12 protein-coding genes are annotated in these 17,035 nt (G+C 57.5%); all 12 read left to right on the top strand.

Annotated features, from left to right (window positions below):
* The first annotated feature begins 180 nt into the window (after positions 1-180).
* Positions 181-495 (top strand): ArsR/SmtB family transcription factor, encoded by a 315-nt coding sequence (locus GT003_RS14465; RefSeq protein WP_161698878.1) that lies wholly within the window; start codon positions 181-183, stop codon positions 493-495.
* A gap of 77 nt (positions 496-572) precedes the next feature.
* Positions 573-782, top strand: coding sequence for a hypothetical protein (locus GT003_RS14460; RefSeq protein ID WP_161698876.1), 210 nt, complete (start codon positions 573-575; stop codon positions 780-782).
* Between the two features lie 172 nt (positions 783-954).
* Positions 955-1,317 (top strand): hypothetical protein, encoded by a 363-nt coding sequence (locus tag GT003_RS14455; protein ID WP_161698874.1) that lies wholly within the window; start codon positions 955-957, stop codon positions 1,315-1,317.
* Positions 1,318-1,649: 332 nt separating this feature from the next.
* Complete coding sequence (locus GT003_RS14450; RefSeq protein ID WP_161698872.1) at positions 1,650-2,174, top strand: RNA polymerase sigma factor; 525 nt, start codon at positions 1,650-1,652, stop codon at positions 2,172-2,174.
* Positions 2,171-3,370 carry a DUF4179 domain-containing protein gene (locus GT003_RS14445; RefSeq protein WP_161698870.1) on the top strand — a complete coding sequence of 400 codons (1,200 nt, stop codon included), beginning with the start codon at positions 2,171-2,173 and terminating at the stop codon, positions 3,368-3,370. Before GT003_RS14450 ends, GT003_RS14445 begins: the two co-directional genes overlap by 4 nt.
* 130 nt (positions 3,371-3,500) lie before the next feature.
* Positions 3,501-4,037, top strand: a complete 537-nt coding sequence (locus GT003_RS14440) for a hypothetical protein (protein WP_161698868.1) — start codon at positions 3,501-3,503, stop codon at positions 4,035-4,037.
* A 344-nt stretch (positions 4,038-4,381) separates the two neighbouring features.
* Complete coding sequence (locus tag GT003_RS14435) at positions 4,382-7,555, top strand: sugar-binding protein (protein ID WP_161698866.1); 3,174 nt, start codon at positions 4,382-4,384, stop codon at positions 7,553-7,555.
* Positions 7,556-7,703: 148 nt separating this feature from the next.
* A complete protein-coding gene (locus GT003_RS14430) occupies positions 7,704-8,732 on the top strand; it encodes an S-layer homology domain-containing protein (RefSeq protein ID WP_161698864.1) in 1,029 nt (342 codons plus the stop codon).
* A gap of 5 nt (positions 8,733-8,737) precedes the next feature.
* A complete protein-coding gene (locus GT003_RS14425) occupies positions 8,738-11,647 on the top strand; it encodes a golvesin C-terminal-like domain-containing protein (RefSeq protein WP_161698862.1) in 2,910 nt (969 codons plus the stop codon).
* A 65-nt stretch (positions 11,648-11,712) separates the two neighbouring features.
* Complete coding sequence (locus GT003_RS14420; protein WP_161698860.1) at positions 11,713-12,837, top strand: peptidylprolyl isomerase; 1,125 nt, start codon at positions 11,713-11,715, stop codon at positions 12,835-12,837.
* Positions 12,838-13,055: 218 nt separating this feature from the next.
* Positions 13,056-14,831 carry a sensor histidine kinase gene (locus GT003_RS14415; protein WP_161698858.1) on the top strand — a complete coding sequence of 592 codons (1,776 nt, stop codon included), beginning with the start codon at positions 13,056-13,058 and terminating at the stop codon, positions 14,829-14,831.
* Complete coding sequence (locus tag GT003_RS14410; protein WP_161698856.1) at positions 14,824-16,446, top strand: response regulator transcription factor; 1,623 nt, start codon at positions 14,824-14,826, stop codon at positions 16,444-16,446. The genes GT003_RS14415 and GT003_RS14410 overlap by 8 nt, the downstream gene beginning before the upstream one ends.
* Positions 16,447-17,035 lie beyond the last annotated feature (589 nt).

Here is a 17,035-nt window from a genome sequence, read left to right as displayed (position 1 = left end):
CACACTCCTTCTACAGGTGGGTAAGCCTACGCTTATGAGGACTGAAGTTTATTGTTCGACTTTTTTAGTACAATAGGATAATAGCATAAAGGGAGGGAAAGTCAACCATTATTTTAAAGTACTAAACTATTGGTACATTAGTAAATTGAATAATGCATGCGAATATGCTATTCTTGACCTATGAGAAAACAATATCAACCACAAACAAGCGAAATTCGATTATCCTCCGTTCTGCATGCCTTGAGCGATCCGCGGCGCCTTCAGATCGTATTGAGCCTCAAGGACGAAGCGGAAGAGAGCTGCACGATCTATCATGACTTGATGCCGAAGTCGACGCTCACCCATCATTTAAAAGTCCTCCGGGAGGCAGGTGTGGCCAAGGTAAGAATCGAGGGGACGCAGCATTTCTATTCGTTGCGGACAGACGATCTCGAGCTATTATTTCCGGGATTGATGACGTCCGTGTTGAACGTGAAGCCTGAGTTAATTGAATAAACGTTAAAAGGCACAGCCGCTCCTAAAGATACAGGAGGCTGTGCCTTTTTCATGCGCGCAGGTAAGGGCGGATCGCAATGAATGCAACAATAGGCATCCAATTTCGTCTTAATTTGGGAGGCGGAAGAAGACAGCGCGAGCCCAAAGCTGAACGTGCTCCTATTTCCGAAGAGCAAGCTAGGCACATCGTGGAGGAATATCATGAGAAAAATAGCCACTATGATCTTTTTGGTGCCATAACGATCACTTCGGTAGAACATTGGAATCATGAATACGAAGTGAAGTGAGAAAGAAAGAACAATTGCGAATACGGAACGAACCATGTAAATGATCAGGACGGGACGATGGGGATGAGTGAGGACTCGATCTGCTAGAGGCCGGAGGGCGAATCACGACGACTGACGTAATGGGCGGGATAGGAAGGCATTCCCGCTTTACAATGGAATGAGGGGTTCATTCATGAAAGGCAGCTTACTTCTATTAATCGTGCTGGCCATTGGCTTCATATCCGGATGCGGTTCGCAAGGGAAAGATGCATCCAGCTCCAGCGCGGACTGGGCTTATTACTTTGTCATCTTCAATGACGATATTTATGAAATTCTTCATGAAGAAGTGAATCCCGAAGACATCGGGGAACAGATCGGCGAGGTCAATAAGTATTCCGATTTTGAAGGAATCTATTCCAATGGTTTCTCTAATCGATATCCGGAAGGCACCAAGCTTTATAGAATCAACGGGGTGAAAACTTCGGACTCTATCGCGGTCGGAACGGGTGATGACGCGTATGTCAAGGCAAGGGATCATGGCAAGTACGGGAAGTAGGTAGCCGGCTGCATGGTTTCATCGCGGGCTGGTCAAAGTTATCCGTCGCTTGGGATATCATCGAGATTCAGAAAAGCGTGAAAATCATTGCAAAGGAATTCTTGCGTCTTCATATTGAACGCGTGGAGCTGCTGAATATCCCCACATACGAAGAGACCATGCTACCTTACCAAAAGGATTATGCGCCCTATATAAATTAATCTGACATATAACAGGTTGGCGTTCCTGTAAGTTCGACCGGTTCTATTTTTATTTTTTACTCATGCAACCAGCTGCCCCCCTTATCACATCTAATTAACGTAAGCATAGAACAGGGTGAAGGAGCAGAGCGATTGAACGTACAAGCCGTCAACTTGGCGATTGCCGGATCGAAAGACGCGTTTATCTCGCTGATTCGCGAGAGCGAACAGATGATGTATGCAATCGGCAAAGGATTATTGAAGAATGATGCCGATATCGCCGATGCGATTCAAGAGACCATTCTGAAATCGTACAACGGAATCGGCAAGCTGCGGGACCCCGCTTATTTTCGTACGTGGCTCATCCGGATTCTCATTAACGAATGCCGACAAACGATCAGGCAAAACAATAAGTATATTCCCCTATCCATTAGCCATGCGCAGGGGGTCATTGACGCCAGCCCCTCCGAGCGGATGGAAATGGAGGACCTATTGGCCGGGCTGGACCTGGACCATAGGGAAGTTGTCGTCCTCTATTATCTCGATGATCTATCGATTAAAGACATTGCGCAGCTGCTCGACCTGTCCGAAAACACGGTTAAATCCAGGCTGTATCGCGCACGGGCGAAGCTTGCCTCATTGCTCAAAGAAACGGAAGCGCTGGAGGGATTGAAATGAATCGGATTCATTCTGCTATCGATGATCAGATAAGGAATCGGCTACGCCCGCAGAGCGGCGTTCCGCACGCAGTCAAAGCGCGAATCGATGCCGTCTTGGAGGGACTCCCGAATAAAATGACGGACGAATCCGAATCATCCGATCCGTCTGTTATTCCGGTCACATCCGTCAAATCGCGTGCCTTTTCCGGGCGCCGTAAACGTACTATAGTCGCGTGCATGACAATCTGCGCGATCGCCGGTAGCCTGTTATTCGCTGCGGGAAGCAGCAGCTTCGCGGACGCGTTCAAACCCATTATCCATTCCATCTTCACCTGGAAGGGAGACAAAGGACTCTCCGGTGACGGAAGCGGTGCCCAGTCTGCCGCTTCCGAGCTGCCGATTCTAGCTGAACGAGAGAGCAACGGATACATCTTGCGCATTCACGAAGCAAAATACGACGGATTACGCTTGTCCTTCAGTTATTCGTTGGTCGGAGCAGGCAAGCAGGATGGCCGAAAGCTTTATATCACGCCTGCTTTCCAGCTGGATTCGAAGATCAAGAAGCTCGACCCGGGCATGCTGAAATCCGATTCCGGCGCGAAGTGGGGCGAAGATCGCGTGGGAATCGTCAATTATTTCTTCGATCAAGACATGCCGGACCTTCTTGAGCTGCATGTCACGGTACCGCAGCTTGCTTTCATGAACGGGGAGGATCATGGACAAACGACCGTGCCGGGCGACTGGAGCTTCCAGCTCGACGTCCGCAAGACGGGGTCTGTTTCTTCCCGTTTATATGGCGCGGACAATTCCGTTACGGAAGGCGGCGCCCTATTCAGAGCAACAGGTTCCCGTAATTCTCCGCTTGCGTCGGAGTGGAGGCTGAAATGGGAACTGCCGCAGCAGCTGGTCGATCGGTATATGGAGAGCGGTCGGTATAGAATGAAATATAGCGTTCAAACCGATCACGGCGAGGTGTTGTCTTTTGTAACCGAAGTCACCTCCCACCGCATTGATGATCGAACCTTGCCGTTGGCCGAACAAACCTATCTGGAAGATATCCGCCTGCTGGCCGAACCGGTAGCTTCGGGTACGAAAACGGTGACCATTACGCCTGTGCTCATGGACTTTCCGGAGACGGAGAAGGAGGCGTATAAGGAGGTCATCTTGAAACAGTTTTCTATCGTTGTGCCGATTACCGACGCTGCGTTGCGCTAAGGTGAACGCTCCTTCATACGGACATGGAAGAGGGCAGCCGAACGGATATGCCTTTCCTATGGGGAATAGAAAAACAGCCATTCGGAATATAGTGGATTAATATAGTGGATTGGTCGTACGGAGGGATGCAATGAAGGTCAAGATCATCGTCGTGCTGCTGCTTGCCATAAGCATCTTCTCCATCTGGTATCTGACGCCCAAACGGTACGCGAAGACGATCGACGGCGTCTATTATCAACTCGGCAGGGAAGGCATCATCGAGCCGATCCGCATGCATCTTGACGGGAAGCTGCAACATCATATCAACGGGAAAAAGTCGTTTCAGGGCAAGGTCGTTTTCGAAGGGAAGCAGCTTCCGCGACTACCGAAGGATGTCGCTGAACTAGAGCTGTACTATGGCGGCGAAAATTTCACCTCGCTGTTTGCGTCATTCCAAACGACGAACGCCGAAGGCCGAAAAGTACCGGAACTCTTTATGTACGGCTCCATCTATATCAATGACGATTTCAATGCGTTCACGGTAAAATTGATTGCGAACGATGATGCGCGTCCATGGTCGGAATCGGGCGGCTTCATGATTACGGCGCCTGCGGCAAACCGAGCGGAAGCCACGATGAAATCCGAGCAGCTCATTAAGGATTTCAATAAAAAATCTCTCGAGCGCTAGAAACCAAGCACCGGCCATAACTTCATAATCGCGGAAAGCGCCGCCCTCCCAAGGGGCGGTTTTTTGCTACGTACCCTAAACCCTCGGCCTCCTCGCAGAATGCAATTCGACATTATAAACACCGGATAGCTACAAATTGTTACCTAATTCCCTTCTTAGCGGCCAACAAGGGCGAAAAGAATCATTTTCCCGTGGGGCGACGAAGGATTTGTCAGCGCGCAATTTTCCAGGAAGTCATAAAAACGCTAACTACGGCACATTCGTTCCTAGTCAACGCTTCGATACGAAATGTACCCTTATAAGGCATGGCAAGTCTTGCATACGGCGAAAAAGGAGATGAAGGAATGGGCGGGAAGTTCAAATGGCTGAAAACGCTGAGCCTGATGAGCCTGCTGCTGGGCAGCGCGAACGGGCTGATTGCGGCGGGCGAGGCAAGCGCGGCAGCCGGGGACATAACGGGAAGCTCCGTTGCGTTCGACGGGACGGGCAAATTCAAAGACACCTTGGATACGCTGGACAACGTATTTATGAAATCAGGCGTGAACGCGGCAAGCGGAGGCGTCACGGGGCCGGGAGATCTGTATTATTACGCCGGCAGCACGAGCTTCAAAGGCGTGGCGATTGATGTGAACGCTTTCAAATGGTCGCTCAAGTACACGGCTGCGGATGATCTTAAGGTGTTCGAGGCCGAGTACGACAGCGGCTCCGGTACGTTCACGGACGGAGACGAAGTCATGATGGTACGGAAGCAGAAGCCGGACCTGCTGACAAGCCGCGATCAGCTGAAAGCTTCGTATGTATCCGGACCCGTACCGGCGGGGACGAAGTATTTACATATCCGGCTGCCGCAGGCGGGTTTCTTCAACAACTCGGAGTTCGGCAATTTTTCGTTGGATAACGTAACGCTCACCAGCATGGCGTCCTCCGCGGCGTCGAACGATTACATCGTGGATACCTTGGCGTCCTTCGACAAGCTGGCCGCGGGCGCGGTCACGAGCAATCTGCATGCCGTCGCGAACGTCGACTGGGACGTGCAAACCTTCAGCAACCTGACGAACGTGGAGCGCCTCGACGCGACGCTGGAGGACAAAGGGCTGACGTACGAAGTTCCTGCGGGCAAAGAAGCCAAGAGCGTCTATGCGGAGGGCTATTTCAACTTCCTTCCGTCGAAATATTTCGAGGTGTGGGCGTCTCCGGACGGCGCGACCTACACGAACGCGACGCAAAGCAGTTCCTATCATAAACCGGCCGTCCCTTATGACAGCAACTGGGTACCGACGTCGGTCGATGTCGGCAGCCTGCCGGCGGGAACGCGCTTCGTGCAAGTCCGCCTGCCGGCCTTTACGTCGGGCGAGCTGTACGGCATGAAGCATCCGAAGATGACCCGCGTGGCGATCGGCTACGGGGATCCGGCGGACGACACGGGTCCGGTCGAGACGCCGGGGCAGACGACGATCAAGCAGGCGGCCGGGGCAATCAGCATTAACGGCGCCGTCGAGCTGGACGACAACGGCAAGCCGACAGGCGGATGGCAGGGCGCGAACGCCATTACGCTGACCGGAATCACGGATACGAACGGCGACGATCACGGCGCGAAGGTGTACTTCAGCTACGACGCCGACAATCTGTACGTGGGCGCGGTCATCGCGGACCCGACGCCGATGATCAACGAGAACACGGGCACGAACCTGTGGGGCGGAGATAATCTGGAGCTGTTCTTCGGCACGGAGGATACCGACTACAGCCAGTTCCCGGACAAGAAGAATACGATGCTGGCCAGCGACGTGCAGGTCGTCATCAGCGGTAGCATCAGCAACGGCCCGCAATCGTACGTGTACCGCAATTCGAACTTCTCGTTCCCGACGATCCCGCTCGCGGGCATGAAATCCGCGGACGGCAAGAGCTATACGCTGGAAGCGGCCATTCCGCTCAGCGAGCTCGGCATTACGAATCCGTGGGACAACAAGCGGATACTGCTGAACGCCGTGCTGAACGACGGCAGCTCCAGTGGCCGCGGCCAATGGGGCTGGACGACGACCGGCGAGACGTTGAAGAAGAACAGAGGACAGTGGGGCAAGGCGGATCTGGAAGCCGGTTCGGCTCCCGTGCAGGACATAACCGCCGACGTCATCGTCGACGAGAACACGAATCGGATTACGGTCGCCGGTCAACGGGCCGACGGTTCCAGCAAGGACGTTACCTTGCTCGTGACCGACCCGAACGGCGCGATCACGTACATCGATCAAGCGCCAAGCGACAGTCAAGGCCATTATTCCTTTACCTTCCCGATTACGGGCAGCGCCTATGCGAGCGGTCTCTATACCGTATCCGTCGGCGGAGACGATATCGCTCGCGCGACGAGCGCGACGTTCGACTTCACGCCGGGCGAACCGGGCTCGGAGAACAACGGCGAACCGCGAGGCACGCTCAGCGGACCGGCCAGCGCACCGGCGGGCGGCGCCATCGGGCTGGAAGCCGGCTTCCTCGGAGGCGGCGACGCGTCATACAACGTGATGCAGGCCGTTATCCATTATGACAAAGATACGCTGGACTTCGCGGTCGATTCCGAGCATCCGTCGCGGCTGGCATCCGGCGTCGTTACGTCCGCCGTATCGGGCTTGAACGTGCTCGATGCCGCAATCAAACCGGCGCAAGGCGAGATTATGGTGCTGCTCGGCAGCACGGTTCCGAATTTCGCCGCGCAGGGGCGCCTGTTCACCTTGCACGCGACGGCCAAAGCCGGCGCTGCGGCGGGCGATACGACGGTCTCCATGCGGGAATTCCAGCTGTCGAGCGAAACGGATCTGATCACGGCAGCGGACAGCTCCGCCACGATTCGACTGACGGCAGCCGATCATTCCGCATTGGCGGCAGCCATCGCCGATGCGCAGCAGACGCATGACGAAGCCGTGGAAGGCAGCGCGACGGGTCAATATCCTGCCGGTGCCAAAGCCGCGCTTCAAGCTGCGATCGACGCCGCGCAAGCGGTCGCCGACAACGCATCCGCAACCCGGGAAGAGATCGCCGATGCGGCAGCCGCGCTTCAAGCCGCCGTCGATACGTTCCAAGGCAGCGTCAACGTTCCGGTGGTCGATGCGGACAAAACAGCCCTTGCGAATGCCATCGCAGCGGCGCAATCCACCTATGACGCGGCAGTCGAAGGCAGCAAGGTCGGCCAATATCCGCAAGCCGCCAAGTCGGCGCTTCAAGCGGCCATCAGCCAAGCAAATGCCGTGCTTAACAATGCGGGCGCCGCGCAGGCCGCCGTCGATCAGGCCGTTACGGCGCTCCAGTCGGCCGTCGGAACGTTCAAAGGCCAGCTGGTAACGCTCGTACCGGGCGAAACGCGCATCACGATTCGGGATCTCTCGATCCTCGCGAAATATTTCGGCATGACTTCCTCCGATCCGAACTGGTCGGCGATCGAGAAAGCCGATCTGTTCGACGAAGGCGAAATCACGCTTCGTTCGCTGGCCGCCATCGCGCAAATGATCCTTGACGACTGGCTGAACGAATAGCAGAACGAACTACGGAATGCAGAACGAATAGTTGAACGACACGCATCGCGAGTTATACCATCTAGCCGCAGTTAACTTGCCGGGAGCGGGACGCCTCGTGTCCTGATCCGGCAAGCAGCGCGGGAGTTAGAGGAAAGAGGGCTGCGCCATGGTTAGAAAAGCATTCACGCTGCTGCTGCTCAGCATGCTGCTCATCATCGGATTGCCATCGCTCGCATTTGCCGGGGCCCTGCCTTCCGTCGTCTTATCCATCGACAAGAAGGATGCTGCCGTCGGCTCGGAAGTGAAGGTCACGATAACCGGCAGCTCGCTTGCCGATGTCTATGCTTACGAAGCCTCGGTCCGGTTCGACGCCAAGCGGCTGAAGCTGAAGAACGCCGTCAGTCTGGTGGACGGCTTCAGCGTGCAGCCGATCGTGAAGAACGATAGCGTGACGTTCGCGCATACGAAGATCGGCGATCGTTCGGGCGACAGCGGCACCGTCGCGCTGGCGACGCTGACCTTTACGGCGCTGGCGAACGGGGCGGCCGAGATATCGCTTATGGAATCAAAGCTCGTGAATGCCCGGCTCGAATCCAAGACGTATCCGGGCGCAAGCAAGGTGAAGACGGTAATCGCGAACGGGCATGCGCTTCGCGATATAACCGGCCATTGGGCGGAGAGCGCGATCAAGCGGGCCGTGGCGCTCGGGATCGTGCAGGGCTACGCGGATGACCGTTTCCTGCCGGACCAGCCGGTTACGCGGGCGGAATTCGCCGTCATGCTGGTGAGGGCGCTTAATCCGTCGCCGGAGGTCAGTAAATCCGCCGTGTTCAAGGATGCGGCAAGCTTGCCCGCCTGGGGGAAGAGCGAGGTGTTCGTCGCGGCGCTCGAGGGATGGATTACCGGCTATGACGACGGCACGTTCCGCGCAGGCAAGCCGATTACGCGCGCCGAGCTGTCGGCCATGAGCGTCAGGGGTCTTCGGTGGCAGCCGGATAATGCGGCGAAGCTTGCTTTTGCCGATACGAAGACGATCGCTCCGTGGGCACGGCCATACGTATCGCTGGCCGCTGGGCGGAAGCTGATGGGCGGACGGAGCAGCAATCTCTTCGCGCCGAACGAAGCGACGACCCGCGCGGAAGCGTCGGCGATAGTAGTGAAGATGTACGATGCCAAGATGGCTGAAGGAGGATAAGGGAGATGAAAGCAAGCAAGCGATGGAAGGCAGGCCTATTGGCCGCCTTAAGCGCATTAACGCTGCAATTGGCCGATGCGGGGAGTTTGGCAGCCGGCACGGCCGCGGCCGAAGCGACGGGTGCGACCTATTACGTGGATTCCGTATCCGGCAACGATGCGAACAGCGGAACAAGCACGGGTCAGCCGTGGCGGACGCTGGGCCATGTCAGTACGGTAGGCGGCGCAGGGCAGCTGCATCCGGGCGATCAGGTGCTGTTGAAATCGGGCAGCGTGTGGAATCAATCCTTGGATATTACGTTCTCGGGCAGCGCCGACGGCCAGATCACGATCGGCTCCTACGGCGGCGACGTCAAACCGATCATTAACGGCGGCGGCGGCAGCTACGGCGTGCGGATCGAGAACGAGCAGTACGTCACGCTCCAGGATATCGAGATCACGAATTTCAACGCCGCGAATCCCAACGATTACAAGACCGAATTCCATCGACGCTCCGGCGTATGGGTCATCGCGCACCACGAAGGCGTGATGAGCGGCATTCAGCTGAAGGATCTCGACATTCACGACGTCGCGGGCATCTCGGTCAGCGGGGAAGACTCGGTCATCGATACGGACGGGGACTCCGTCAACAAGAACCACAACGCGGCGATCATGGTCAACGCGTGGGAGTGGCTGCCGAACGTGGCGGCCGACAAGCACGGGTACTTCAAGGACCTGTTGATCGAGGACAACAACATTCATGACGTGCAGACGATCGGCATCAATATGGACGGCTACACGAACGATCTGACCAAGTACCATCAGAACGTCGTCGTTCGGAACAACACGATCAACAAGACGGGTTCCGACGGCATCGTCATCGGCGTGGCGGACCATCCGCTCATCGAGAACAACGCCGTGTACGACGTCGCCATCAACTCCTACGATTTCAAATGGATTGCCGGCATCTGGGTGTGGAAGACGAACGGCGCGATTTTCCGCCACAACGAAGTGGCGCGCGTTCATTATTTGAACTCCGCGTCGGCCGACTCGGCCGCCTTCGATACCGATATTCTGGCCAAAGGCGACCATCTGTACGAGTTCAACTACTCGCACGACAACACCGGCGGCTTCGTCATGGACATGGGGCAGCTGCAGGACGGCACGAACTATTACCGCTACAACCTCAGCCGCAACGATCAGCATCATAAAGCATCCGGCCAGACGATATCGTCCAACGACAAAGGGTTGTTCTACAACAACGTGTTCTATAACGACAACGGCGACGGCATCGTCATGTCGAACAGCCCGAAATCCACGTTCATCAACAATATTTTCTACACGTCGCAGGGCAACCCGCCGTATCCGCAGGGACCGGCCTTCTACAACAACGATTTCTACGGCTCGACGCCGCCGAGCCAAGGCATTCGCAATCTGACCGTCGATCCGAAGTTCGTCGACCCGACGGGCGGGGACGGCATCGACAAGGTGGCCGGCTTCAAGCTGCGCGCCGATTCTCCGCTGATCGGGGAAGGGCGGATCGTCGCCGATAACGGCGGCAAGGACTTCTTCGGCAACCCGCTCTATACGGGTTCGCCGGATATCGGCCTGTTCGAGGATCCGGCCAGCACGAAGAACGACACGGCGGCGCCGGGCGCGCCGACGGGTCTGCAGGCGAAGGACCGGACGGACACGACGGTGAAGCTGGCTTGGACGGCCGCCGAGGGCGGCGTGCCGCTGGATGGCGACATCTATGATGCCGGCACGGACGAGAAGCTGGCCTCGGTGATCATGAGCAATACCGTGACGCTGACCGGACTGACCGCCGACACGGACTATTCGTTCTACGTCATCGCGCGGGACTTCTCGGGCAATGAATCGGCGCCCAGCAGCACGCTGGCCGTCCGCACGACGAGCGCTTCCGTCATCGTAGACGATGCGGACGCCGCGAAGACCGGTGCATGGGCAGCCGGCACGGGCGGCTACGGCAGCGGATTCATCTACGCGGCGAAGGGAAGCGGCGCGAAGTCGGTCGCGTGGACGCCGAATTTGCCGACGGCCGGCTATTACGCCGTGTATTATTGGCTGCCGCCGCGGGTATCCAACGAGAGCCGCGCGACGAATGCCGCGTTCCGCGTTCAGTTCGACGGCGGCGCCAAATCGTATGCCGTCAATGAATACACGTCCCCGCAAGGGCAGTGGCTGCTGCTCGGCAACCACAAGTTCGCGGCGGGCACGGGCGGTTCCGTGACGCTCAGCGATCTGGCCAATGACAAAGTGGTAGCGGATGCCGTGAAATTCGAGTATTTGGCCGACTTCGGTCCGGACAGCATCACGAAGGTGACGGCAGTACCGGGTAAACCGCAGCTGAAGACGGGCGATACCACGTCCCTGTCCGTTATCGGAGCGGACGATGCAGGCAAGACGCTTGACCTGAAAGCGGAAAATGTCGCCATTGCTTACAGCAGCGACGCGCCATCGGTTGCATCCGTCTCGGCGGACGGCACGATAACCGCGGTTGCCGCGGGCACGGCGCACGTGCATGCGGTCGTCACCGTGAACGGTCATGACCTTACCTCCGATGACGCGACGATCATCGTCGGAAACGGATTGACCGTATCGACGCCGGTCTTCAAAGACGGCAGCGGAAACGCGATCACGACGCTCCAGCCGAGCGGCATCGTGAAGGTGTCGACGACGATCGTCAATTCTACGGACGCCGACCAAAGCGTCACGCTCATCGTGGGCGTATATAATGCGAACGGCCTGCTGGCGTCCACGACCGAGAACGCCAACGTGAAGACCTTTACGAACCAGACGCTGACGGCGACGATCGTGCTGCCTGCGAATACGAACGGCGCGAGCATCCGCGCCTTCGTCTGGGACGGTAAAGGCACGATGCATCCGCTGGCTTCCAAAACGCTGTTTCCGCACTGATCTGCTATGAGAAGCGATCGTCATAGCCGGCTTGAAGCCGTGCACGCGAAGGGAGACTTGCGACGATGAGAAACGCAGTTCTGAAAACGCCGGCGCGCCCGATTAACGGGCCTGTGCCCGCATTCTTCCATAAGAAGCGGCTTCAAGCGATGACGATTGCAGCCGCGGCGCTGCTGCTGGCCGCTATCGCGGTCTTGACTATCCTGCAGCAGCGGGGAGGCGGTGCCAAGCTTCACGCCGCCGCAATCGTCAATGGCGAGCCGATCGCGGCGGAGGAGCTTCAACAGGCCGTTACGGCGCAGAAGGCGAAGACGGCGGCGTATTTCAAAGCGAAGTACGACGCCGATTCCGGGCCGGGCTTCTGGACGGCATCGTTCGACGGCGAGGTGCCGGCCGAGAAGCTGAAGAAGGATGCGCTGGCGCAGGTCGTGCGGCTGAAGCTGCAGCAGGCGATGGCCAAGCGCGAAGGCTTGACGGCGGTTATTACGTATACCTCGTTCCTGAAGGAGCTCAAGGCGGAGAACGAACGCAGAGCGCATGGCGGGGACGATCAGCCGGGCGTGTACGGGCCGAAGCAGTACACCGAATCGGCCTATTACAGCCTGCTGAATTCCAATCTGATCGGCGAGTTGAAGAAGAAGCTGGAAGGTAGCATGACGTGGACGGACGCCCAGCTTCGCGCCTTCTACGACGAGCAAGCCGCGGATCAATTCACGAGCCGCGATTCGGTTCGCGCGGACACCATCTCCGTGGCCTATGGAGACGGCGCTTCCTTCGCCGATTCCGAAGCGGAGGCCGCGGCGAAGAAGATCGCGGAGCAGCTGGACGCGGGCATGTCTGCATCCGCCGCGGCAAAAGCGTTCGAAGGCGCTGCCGCGGTCAAAACGGTTATGCTGGACGCCGAGACGGCGAGGGCGGCCTCGCTCGAGACGCCTTTGCTCCTATCGCGCGTCCAGAACCTCCAGCCGGGCCAGCATACCGGGGTCTTCAAGGAGAACGGCGCCTACGTCCTCGCGGTGGTGACGGCGCGCGAGCAAAGCAAAGCCTATGCGTTCGAAGACGTCAAGGAAGGCATCGCGGCGCAGCTGGCCGACGAAGCCTACGACGCGATGGTTGCCAAGGCCGTGGCGGACGCGAAGGTCGTTATCGATCAGGACGTATACGACCGGATGGATCCTGAAGCTCGGTAGGCTGCCGTGCTGGCGATCGGAGATCGGAAGCCTCGCAAACGCTGTGAATTTAACTACCCGCAGTCACGCGGTTTACCCGGCCGCAGAGCCGGGCGCGAACGCCGAACGGCCCGTTTCCAATGGAAACGGGCTGTTTTTTTTTATGCCGGGATGCTACTCTAGGTTTATACTAATTTCTGTAAGAATCGTGAGAATTACGGAGGTGCGGGTTGATCGTCATGGTCCGAAAAAAGCGTACGCTGCGTTATAAATTCATTATCGGATTCGTTATCGTGACCGTGCCCTTGATTTTATTTTTATTCTACAACAATTATTATGCGATGAATGTCGTGCGGGAGCAGGTGTCCCAGTCCAACAACAATCTGATCTCGACCCAGGCCGCGAAGAAGGATATCGCGCTGGGCCAGACGGTCAATTACCTGCTCAGGCAGGTGAGCACCAATCCGTCCTACCCTAATTTGTTAACGCTCTCATCGTATCCGGAGGAAAGCGGCGATTACTTCTTTGCCAAGCAGGCGCTGCTTACTTCGTTCGATAAGGACCAGGCCGTCTATAAGGAAGTAGACACGTTCTTCGTCTATTTGGACGTGCCGGGCAGGCTGCTGACGAGCCAGCGAACGTATTGGGAAACCGAGCGGTACCATCTCGTGCTGGACCGGTATTTGGCGGATAAGAAGAGGCGCGTCATCCATGATTGGGACATCATCCAGGCGGACAATGCGTACTATCTCGTTCGCCTGGAGCAGGTTGCCGATGCCGCTGCCACCGTATATGTCGGGGTCTTGATCAAGGCGGAGCAGATGATCGATGAATTAAACGTCGCTTCCTCGAACTCGGGACTGGAGGAACTGCTCGTCTCGAATGACGGCAGGCCGCTCACGGCGACTTCGCTGACCGCCGGCGACGTCGAGAAGATCGAGAACAGCCTGAAGAAGCCGGACAACGAGGCGTACAGCAAATTCAACCGGTCGAACGGTCTCGGCTACCTGGCCGTCAACGCCGCTTTCTCCCAAGCGCCGATCCATATGATCGCGATCGTGCCCGAGAACAATCTGCTGAAGCAGCTGTTCTATTTCCAATGGGCGATCTATTTAATTCCGGTCATCGGGCTCGTCGTCATCCTGTTCTACTCGTTCTTCTTGAAGCGGACGCTGCTGCAGCCCATGCAGGCGCTCATGTCCGGGATGAGGCGAATCATGCACGGCGACCTCAGCGTTCGGTTGAAAGAGGGATCCTCGTTCGAGTTCGCGTTCCTGATCGACACGTTCAACGGCATGGCCGGTCAGATCAGCAAGCTCAAGATCGACGTCTACGAAGGCCTGCTGAAGAAGCAGGAGGCCGAATTCAAGCATCTGCAGGCGCAGATCAACCCGCATTTTTACTTGAATTCGCTGAACATCATTTACAGCCTGTCCTCGCTGCGCAAGAACGAGCTGGTCGAGCAAATGACCGAGCATCTCGCCGATTACTTCCGCTTCATTACGCGGGCGCACCGCGAATTCATCACGCTGTCGGAGGAAATCGACCATATCTCGAATTACTTGGAGATTCAGAAGCTGCGCTTCCCGGACAAGCTGGCGTTCGAGGTCGATCTGCCGGAGCGGTTCGCCGGCTGCCCGCTGCCGCCCTTGACCATTCAGCCGTTCATCGAGAACGCGGTCATACACGGCATGCCGGAAGGGGAGCGGCCGTACGTCATCTCGATCACGGTGCAGGAGCTTCATGAAGACAGCGGCTCCTGCGAGATCATCATTGCCGATAACGGCTGCGGGCTGACGGCGGATAAGCTGCAGCAGCTGCAGCGAGGCAACGAGTCGGAAGGCGCGGGGCAGGGAGCAGGCGGACTCGGCATCTGGAACGTCCGGCGCCGGCTCGGCATGATTTACGGAAACCGGGCGGAGATCCGGTTCTCGGGCAGGGAGCCGGACGGCACGATCGTCAGCATCCGGCTGCCCGTGGAGCGGGATAATGAAGGGGGAGACAGCGATGTATAACTTGCTCGTGGTCGATGATGAGAAATATGCCGTTGAAGCCATTCTGAGCTGTATCGATTGGGCGTCGATCGGCGTGACCGGGCTATTCAGCGCCTACGGCGTCGGATCCGCGAAGGAGAAGCTGCTCGCGAACGAGATCGATATCATCGTGTGCGATATCGAGATGCCCGGCAGCAACGGACTCGAGCTGCTGGAGTGGGTGAACGAGCACAAGCCGAATACGCTGACGATTTTCTTCACCGGGCATGCGAATTTCGCTTATGCGCAGCAAGCGCTCCAGCTCGGCAGCTTCGATTATTTGCTGAAGCCGGTCAAGCACAAGCAGATCGCCGATGTTGTCTCGCGGGCATGCGAGAAGCTGCAGCAGGAACGGGACAAGCGGCAGTATTCGGAGCGCTACGAGAAATACGCCCAGCTCTGGGAGACGCAGAAGCCGCTCTTATGGGAGAAGTTCTGGCAGGACGTGCTGGGCGCGCGCGTCATGATGACCGAAGAACGGCTCGGGCAGGCGATCGAAGCGTACGGCTTGCCGATCGAGGCCGATACGCGGGTGAGACCGATTCTGCTCAGCGTGGAGGAGTTCCGCGAGGCATTCAGCAAGCGGGACGAGGAGATTCTGGAATACGCGCTGCTCAAGAGCGCCGAGGAAATGTTCTTGGAATCCCGCGGCGGCTGCATTATTCGGGATGCGAGCGGCATTCTGTTCGTGCTGCTTTACGAGGATGAGCATGGCATGGATCCGCAAGAGCTGACGGCTGTCTGCAGGACCTACATGAAGGCGTCCTCCTCGTATTTCTACTGCCGCTTGTCCTGTTACGTAGGCGAGCCTTCGACCATCGGCGGTTTGACGGGTACCTATCATGCTTTGCTCGAGATGGAACAGAGCAACGTGGCGGAGACGGAAGCGGTCCTGCTGCTGCGCGACCACGGCTTCGAGCGAGGCAGCTCCAAGCAGGCGAAGGAACCGGCGAACATCGACTGGGCGGAATGGACCGTACTGTTCGAGTCAGGCAAGAAGGCGGAGCTCATGGAACGGCTGAACGCGGCATTCAAGGAGCTGGCGGGGCATCCGGTCACGAACGAATCGTTGGAGGCCGTGTACTACCTGCTTCTTCACATGGTTTACCATGTCTCCCATCGGAAGGGTTGGCCCGCCAAGGAAGTGGTCGGCAGCAAGCTGCTGAGCGGGGAAGGCTCCGCGACGCGGTCGCTGCCCCGCCTGAAGAGCTGGGCAGAGCGGCTGCTCACGGCCGGGATGGAGTATTTCAGCCAGCATGAGGGAGACCATCGCGCCAATATCGAGAAGGTGAAGAAGTACATCGGGCAGCATATCCGGGACGTCAACCGGGAGGATCTCGCGGCGCATGTCTATTTGAACTCCGCTTATCTGTCGCGCCTCTTCAAGAAGGAAACGGGCCAATCGCTCATGGACTTCATCATCCTGGCCAAGATCAACCAGGCCAAGATCCTGCTGACGGAGTCGAACCAGAAGATCAGCGATATCGGCGACTCTCTGGGCTACGAGAATTTCTCGTACTTCGGAAAGGTGTTCAAGAAGACCGTGGGCATCTCTCCCCAGGAGTATCGTAAGCGCTATCAGGGCATCGTAGGCTAAGCTGCGGGAGGCGCCGTCGCATGGAGCAAGGTTGACGATGGGAGGACAGACAAGGTGCCGTGGGCTTGCCGGGTCTGCGATTGCCGGAGAGCGAACCGATGATGTGCGATGCAGGCCAGGGGGCGGTAGCCGAGGCTGCGATCGCTGGATGGCGAACCGCTGATGTGCGATGCGGGCCGGCGGCGGTAGCCGGGGCTGGGAATGCAGGAGGGCGAACCGCTGATGTGCGATGAGGCCGGGGGGCGGTAGCCGGGGCTGGGAATGCAGGAGAGCGAACGGATAATGCGCTCTGCAGGCCAGATGCGGCCGGGACTGCGAATACGGGACAACGAACTTTTGATGCGCAATGCAGCCAGAGGCGGTAACCGAGGCTGGGACCGCTGGATGGCGAACGGATGGAGCGCTAAGGGGCATGGCGGTAGCCGGGGATGCGAACGCCGGAACGCGAATGGATAATGCGGTGGCTCGCCAAGCGCACGTTCAAGATTCTAACGAGCATCAGCAGCCTTATTGGGCATAAAAACGAAGGTTTGAAATTCTAACGAGTGCTGCAATCGTTATTTGTCTCCATATCGCAAGTTTCGGTCTG

The sequence above is a fragment of the Paenibacillus sacheonensis genome (genome assembly GCF_009909195.1).
Classification (GTDB): domain Bacteria; phylum Bacillota; class Bacilli; order Paenibacillales; family Paenibacillaceae; genus Paenibacillus_Z; species Paenibacillus_Z sacheonensis.
Note: the sequence above shows the minus strand (reverse complement) of the source record. Positions and strands in the feature narration are given on the sequence as shown.

Bases quoted from the DNA above. Each gene is read 5' to 3' on its own strand.
- GT003_RS14445 (WP_161698870.1), top strand. From the start codon at position 2,171: ATGAATCGGATTCATTCTGCTATCGATGATCAGATAAGGAATCGGCTA.
- GT003_RS14465 (WP_161698878.1), top strand. From the start codon at position 181: ATGAGAAAACAATATCAACCACAAACAAGCGAAATTCGATTATCCTCC.
- GT003_RS14420 (WP_161698860.1), top strand. From the start codon at position 11,713: ATGAGAAACGCAGTTCTGAAAACGCCGGCGCGCCCGATTAACGGGCCT.
- GT003_RS14410 (WP_161698856.1), top strand. From the start codon at position 14,824: ATGTATAACTTGCTCGTGGTCGATGATGAGAAATATGCCGTTGAAGCC.
- GT003_RS14425 (WP_161698862.1), top strand. From the start codon at position 8,738: ATGAAAGCAAGCAAGCGATGGAAGGCAGGCCTATTGGCCGCCTTAAGC.
- GT003_RS14430 (WP_161698864.1), top strand. From the start codon at position 7,704: ATGGTTAGAAAAGCATTCACGCTGCTGCTGCTCAGCATGCTGCTCATC.
- GT003_RS14460 (WP_161698876.1), top strand. From the start codon at position 573: ATGAATGCAACAATAGGCATCCAATTTCGTCTTAATTTGGGAGGCGGA.
- GT003_RS14435 (WP_161698866.1), top strand. From the start codon at position 4,382: ATGGGCGGGAAGTTCAAATGGCTGAAAACGCTGAGCCTGATGAGCCTG.
- GT003_RS14415 (WP_161698858.1), top strand. From the start codon at position 13,056: ATGGTCCGAAAAAAGCGTACGCTGCGTTATAAATTCATTATCGGATTC.
- GT003_RS14440 (WP_161698868.1), top strand. From the start codon at position 3,501: ATGAAGGTCAAGATCATCGTCGTGCTGCTGCTTGCCATAAGCATCTTC.
- GT003_RS14455 (WP_161698874.1), top strand. From the start codon at position 955: ATGAAAGGCAGCTTACTTCTATTAATCGTGCTGGCCATTGGCTTCATA.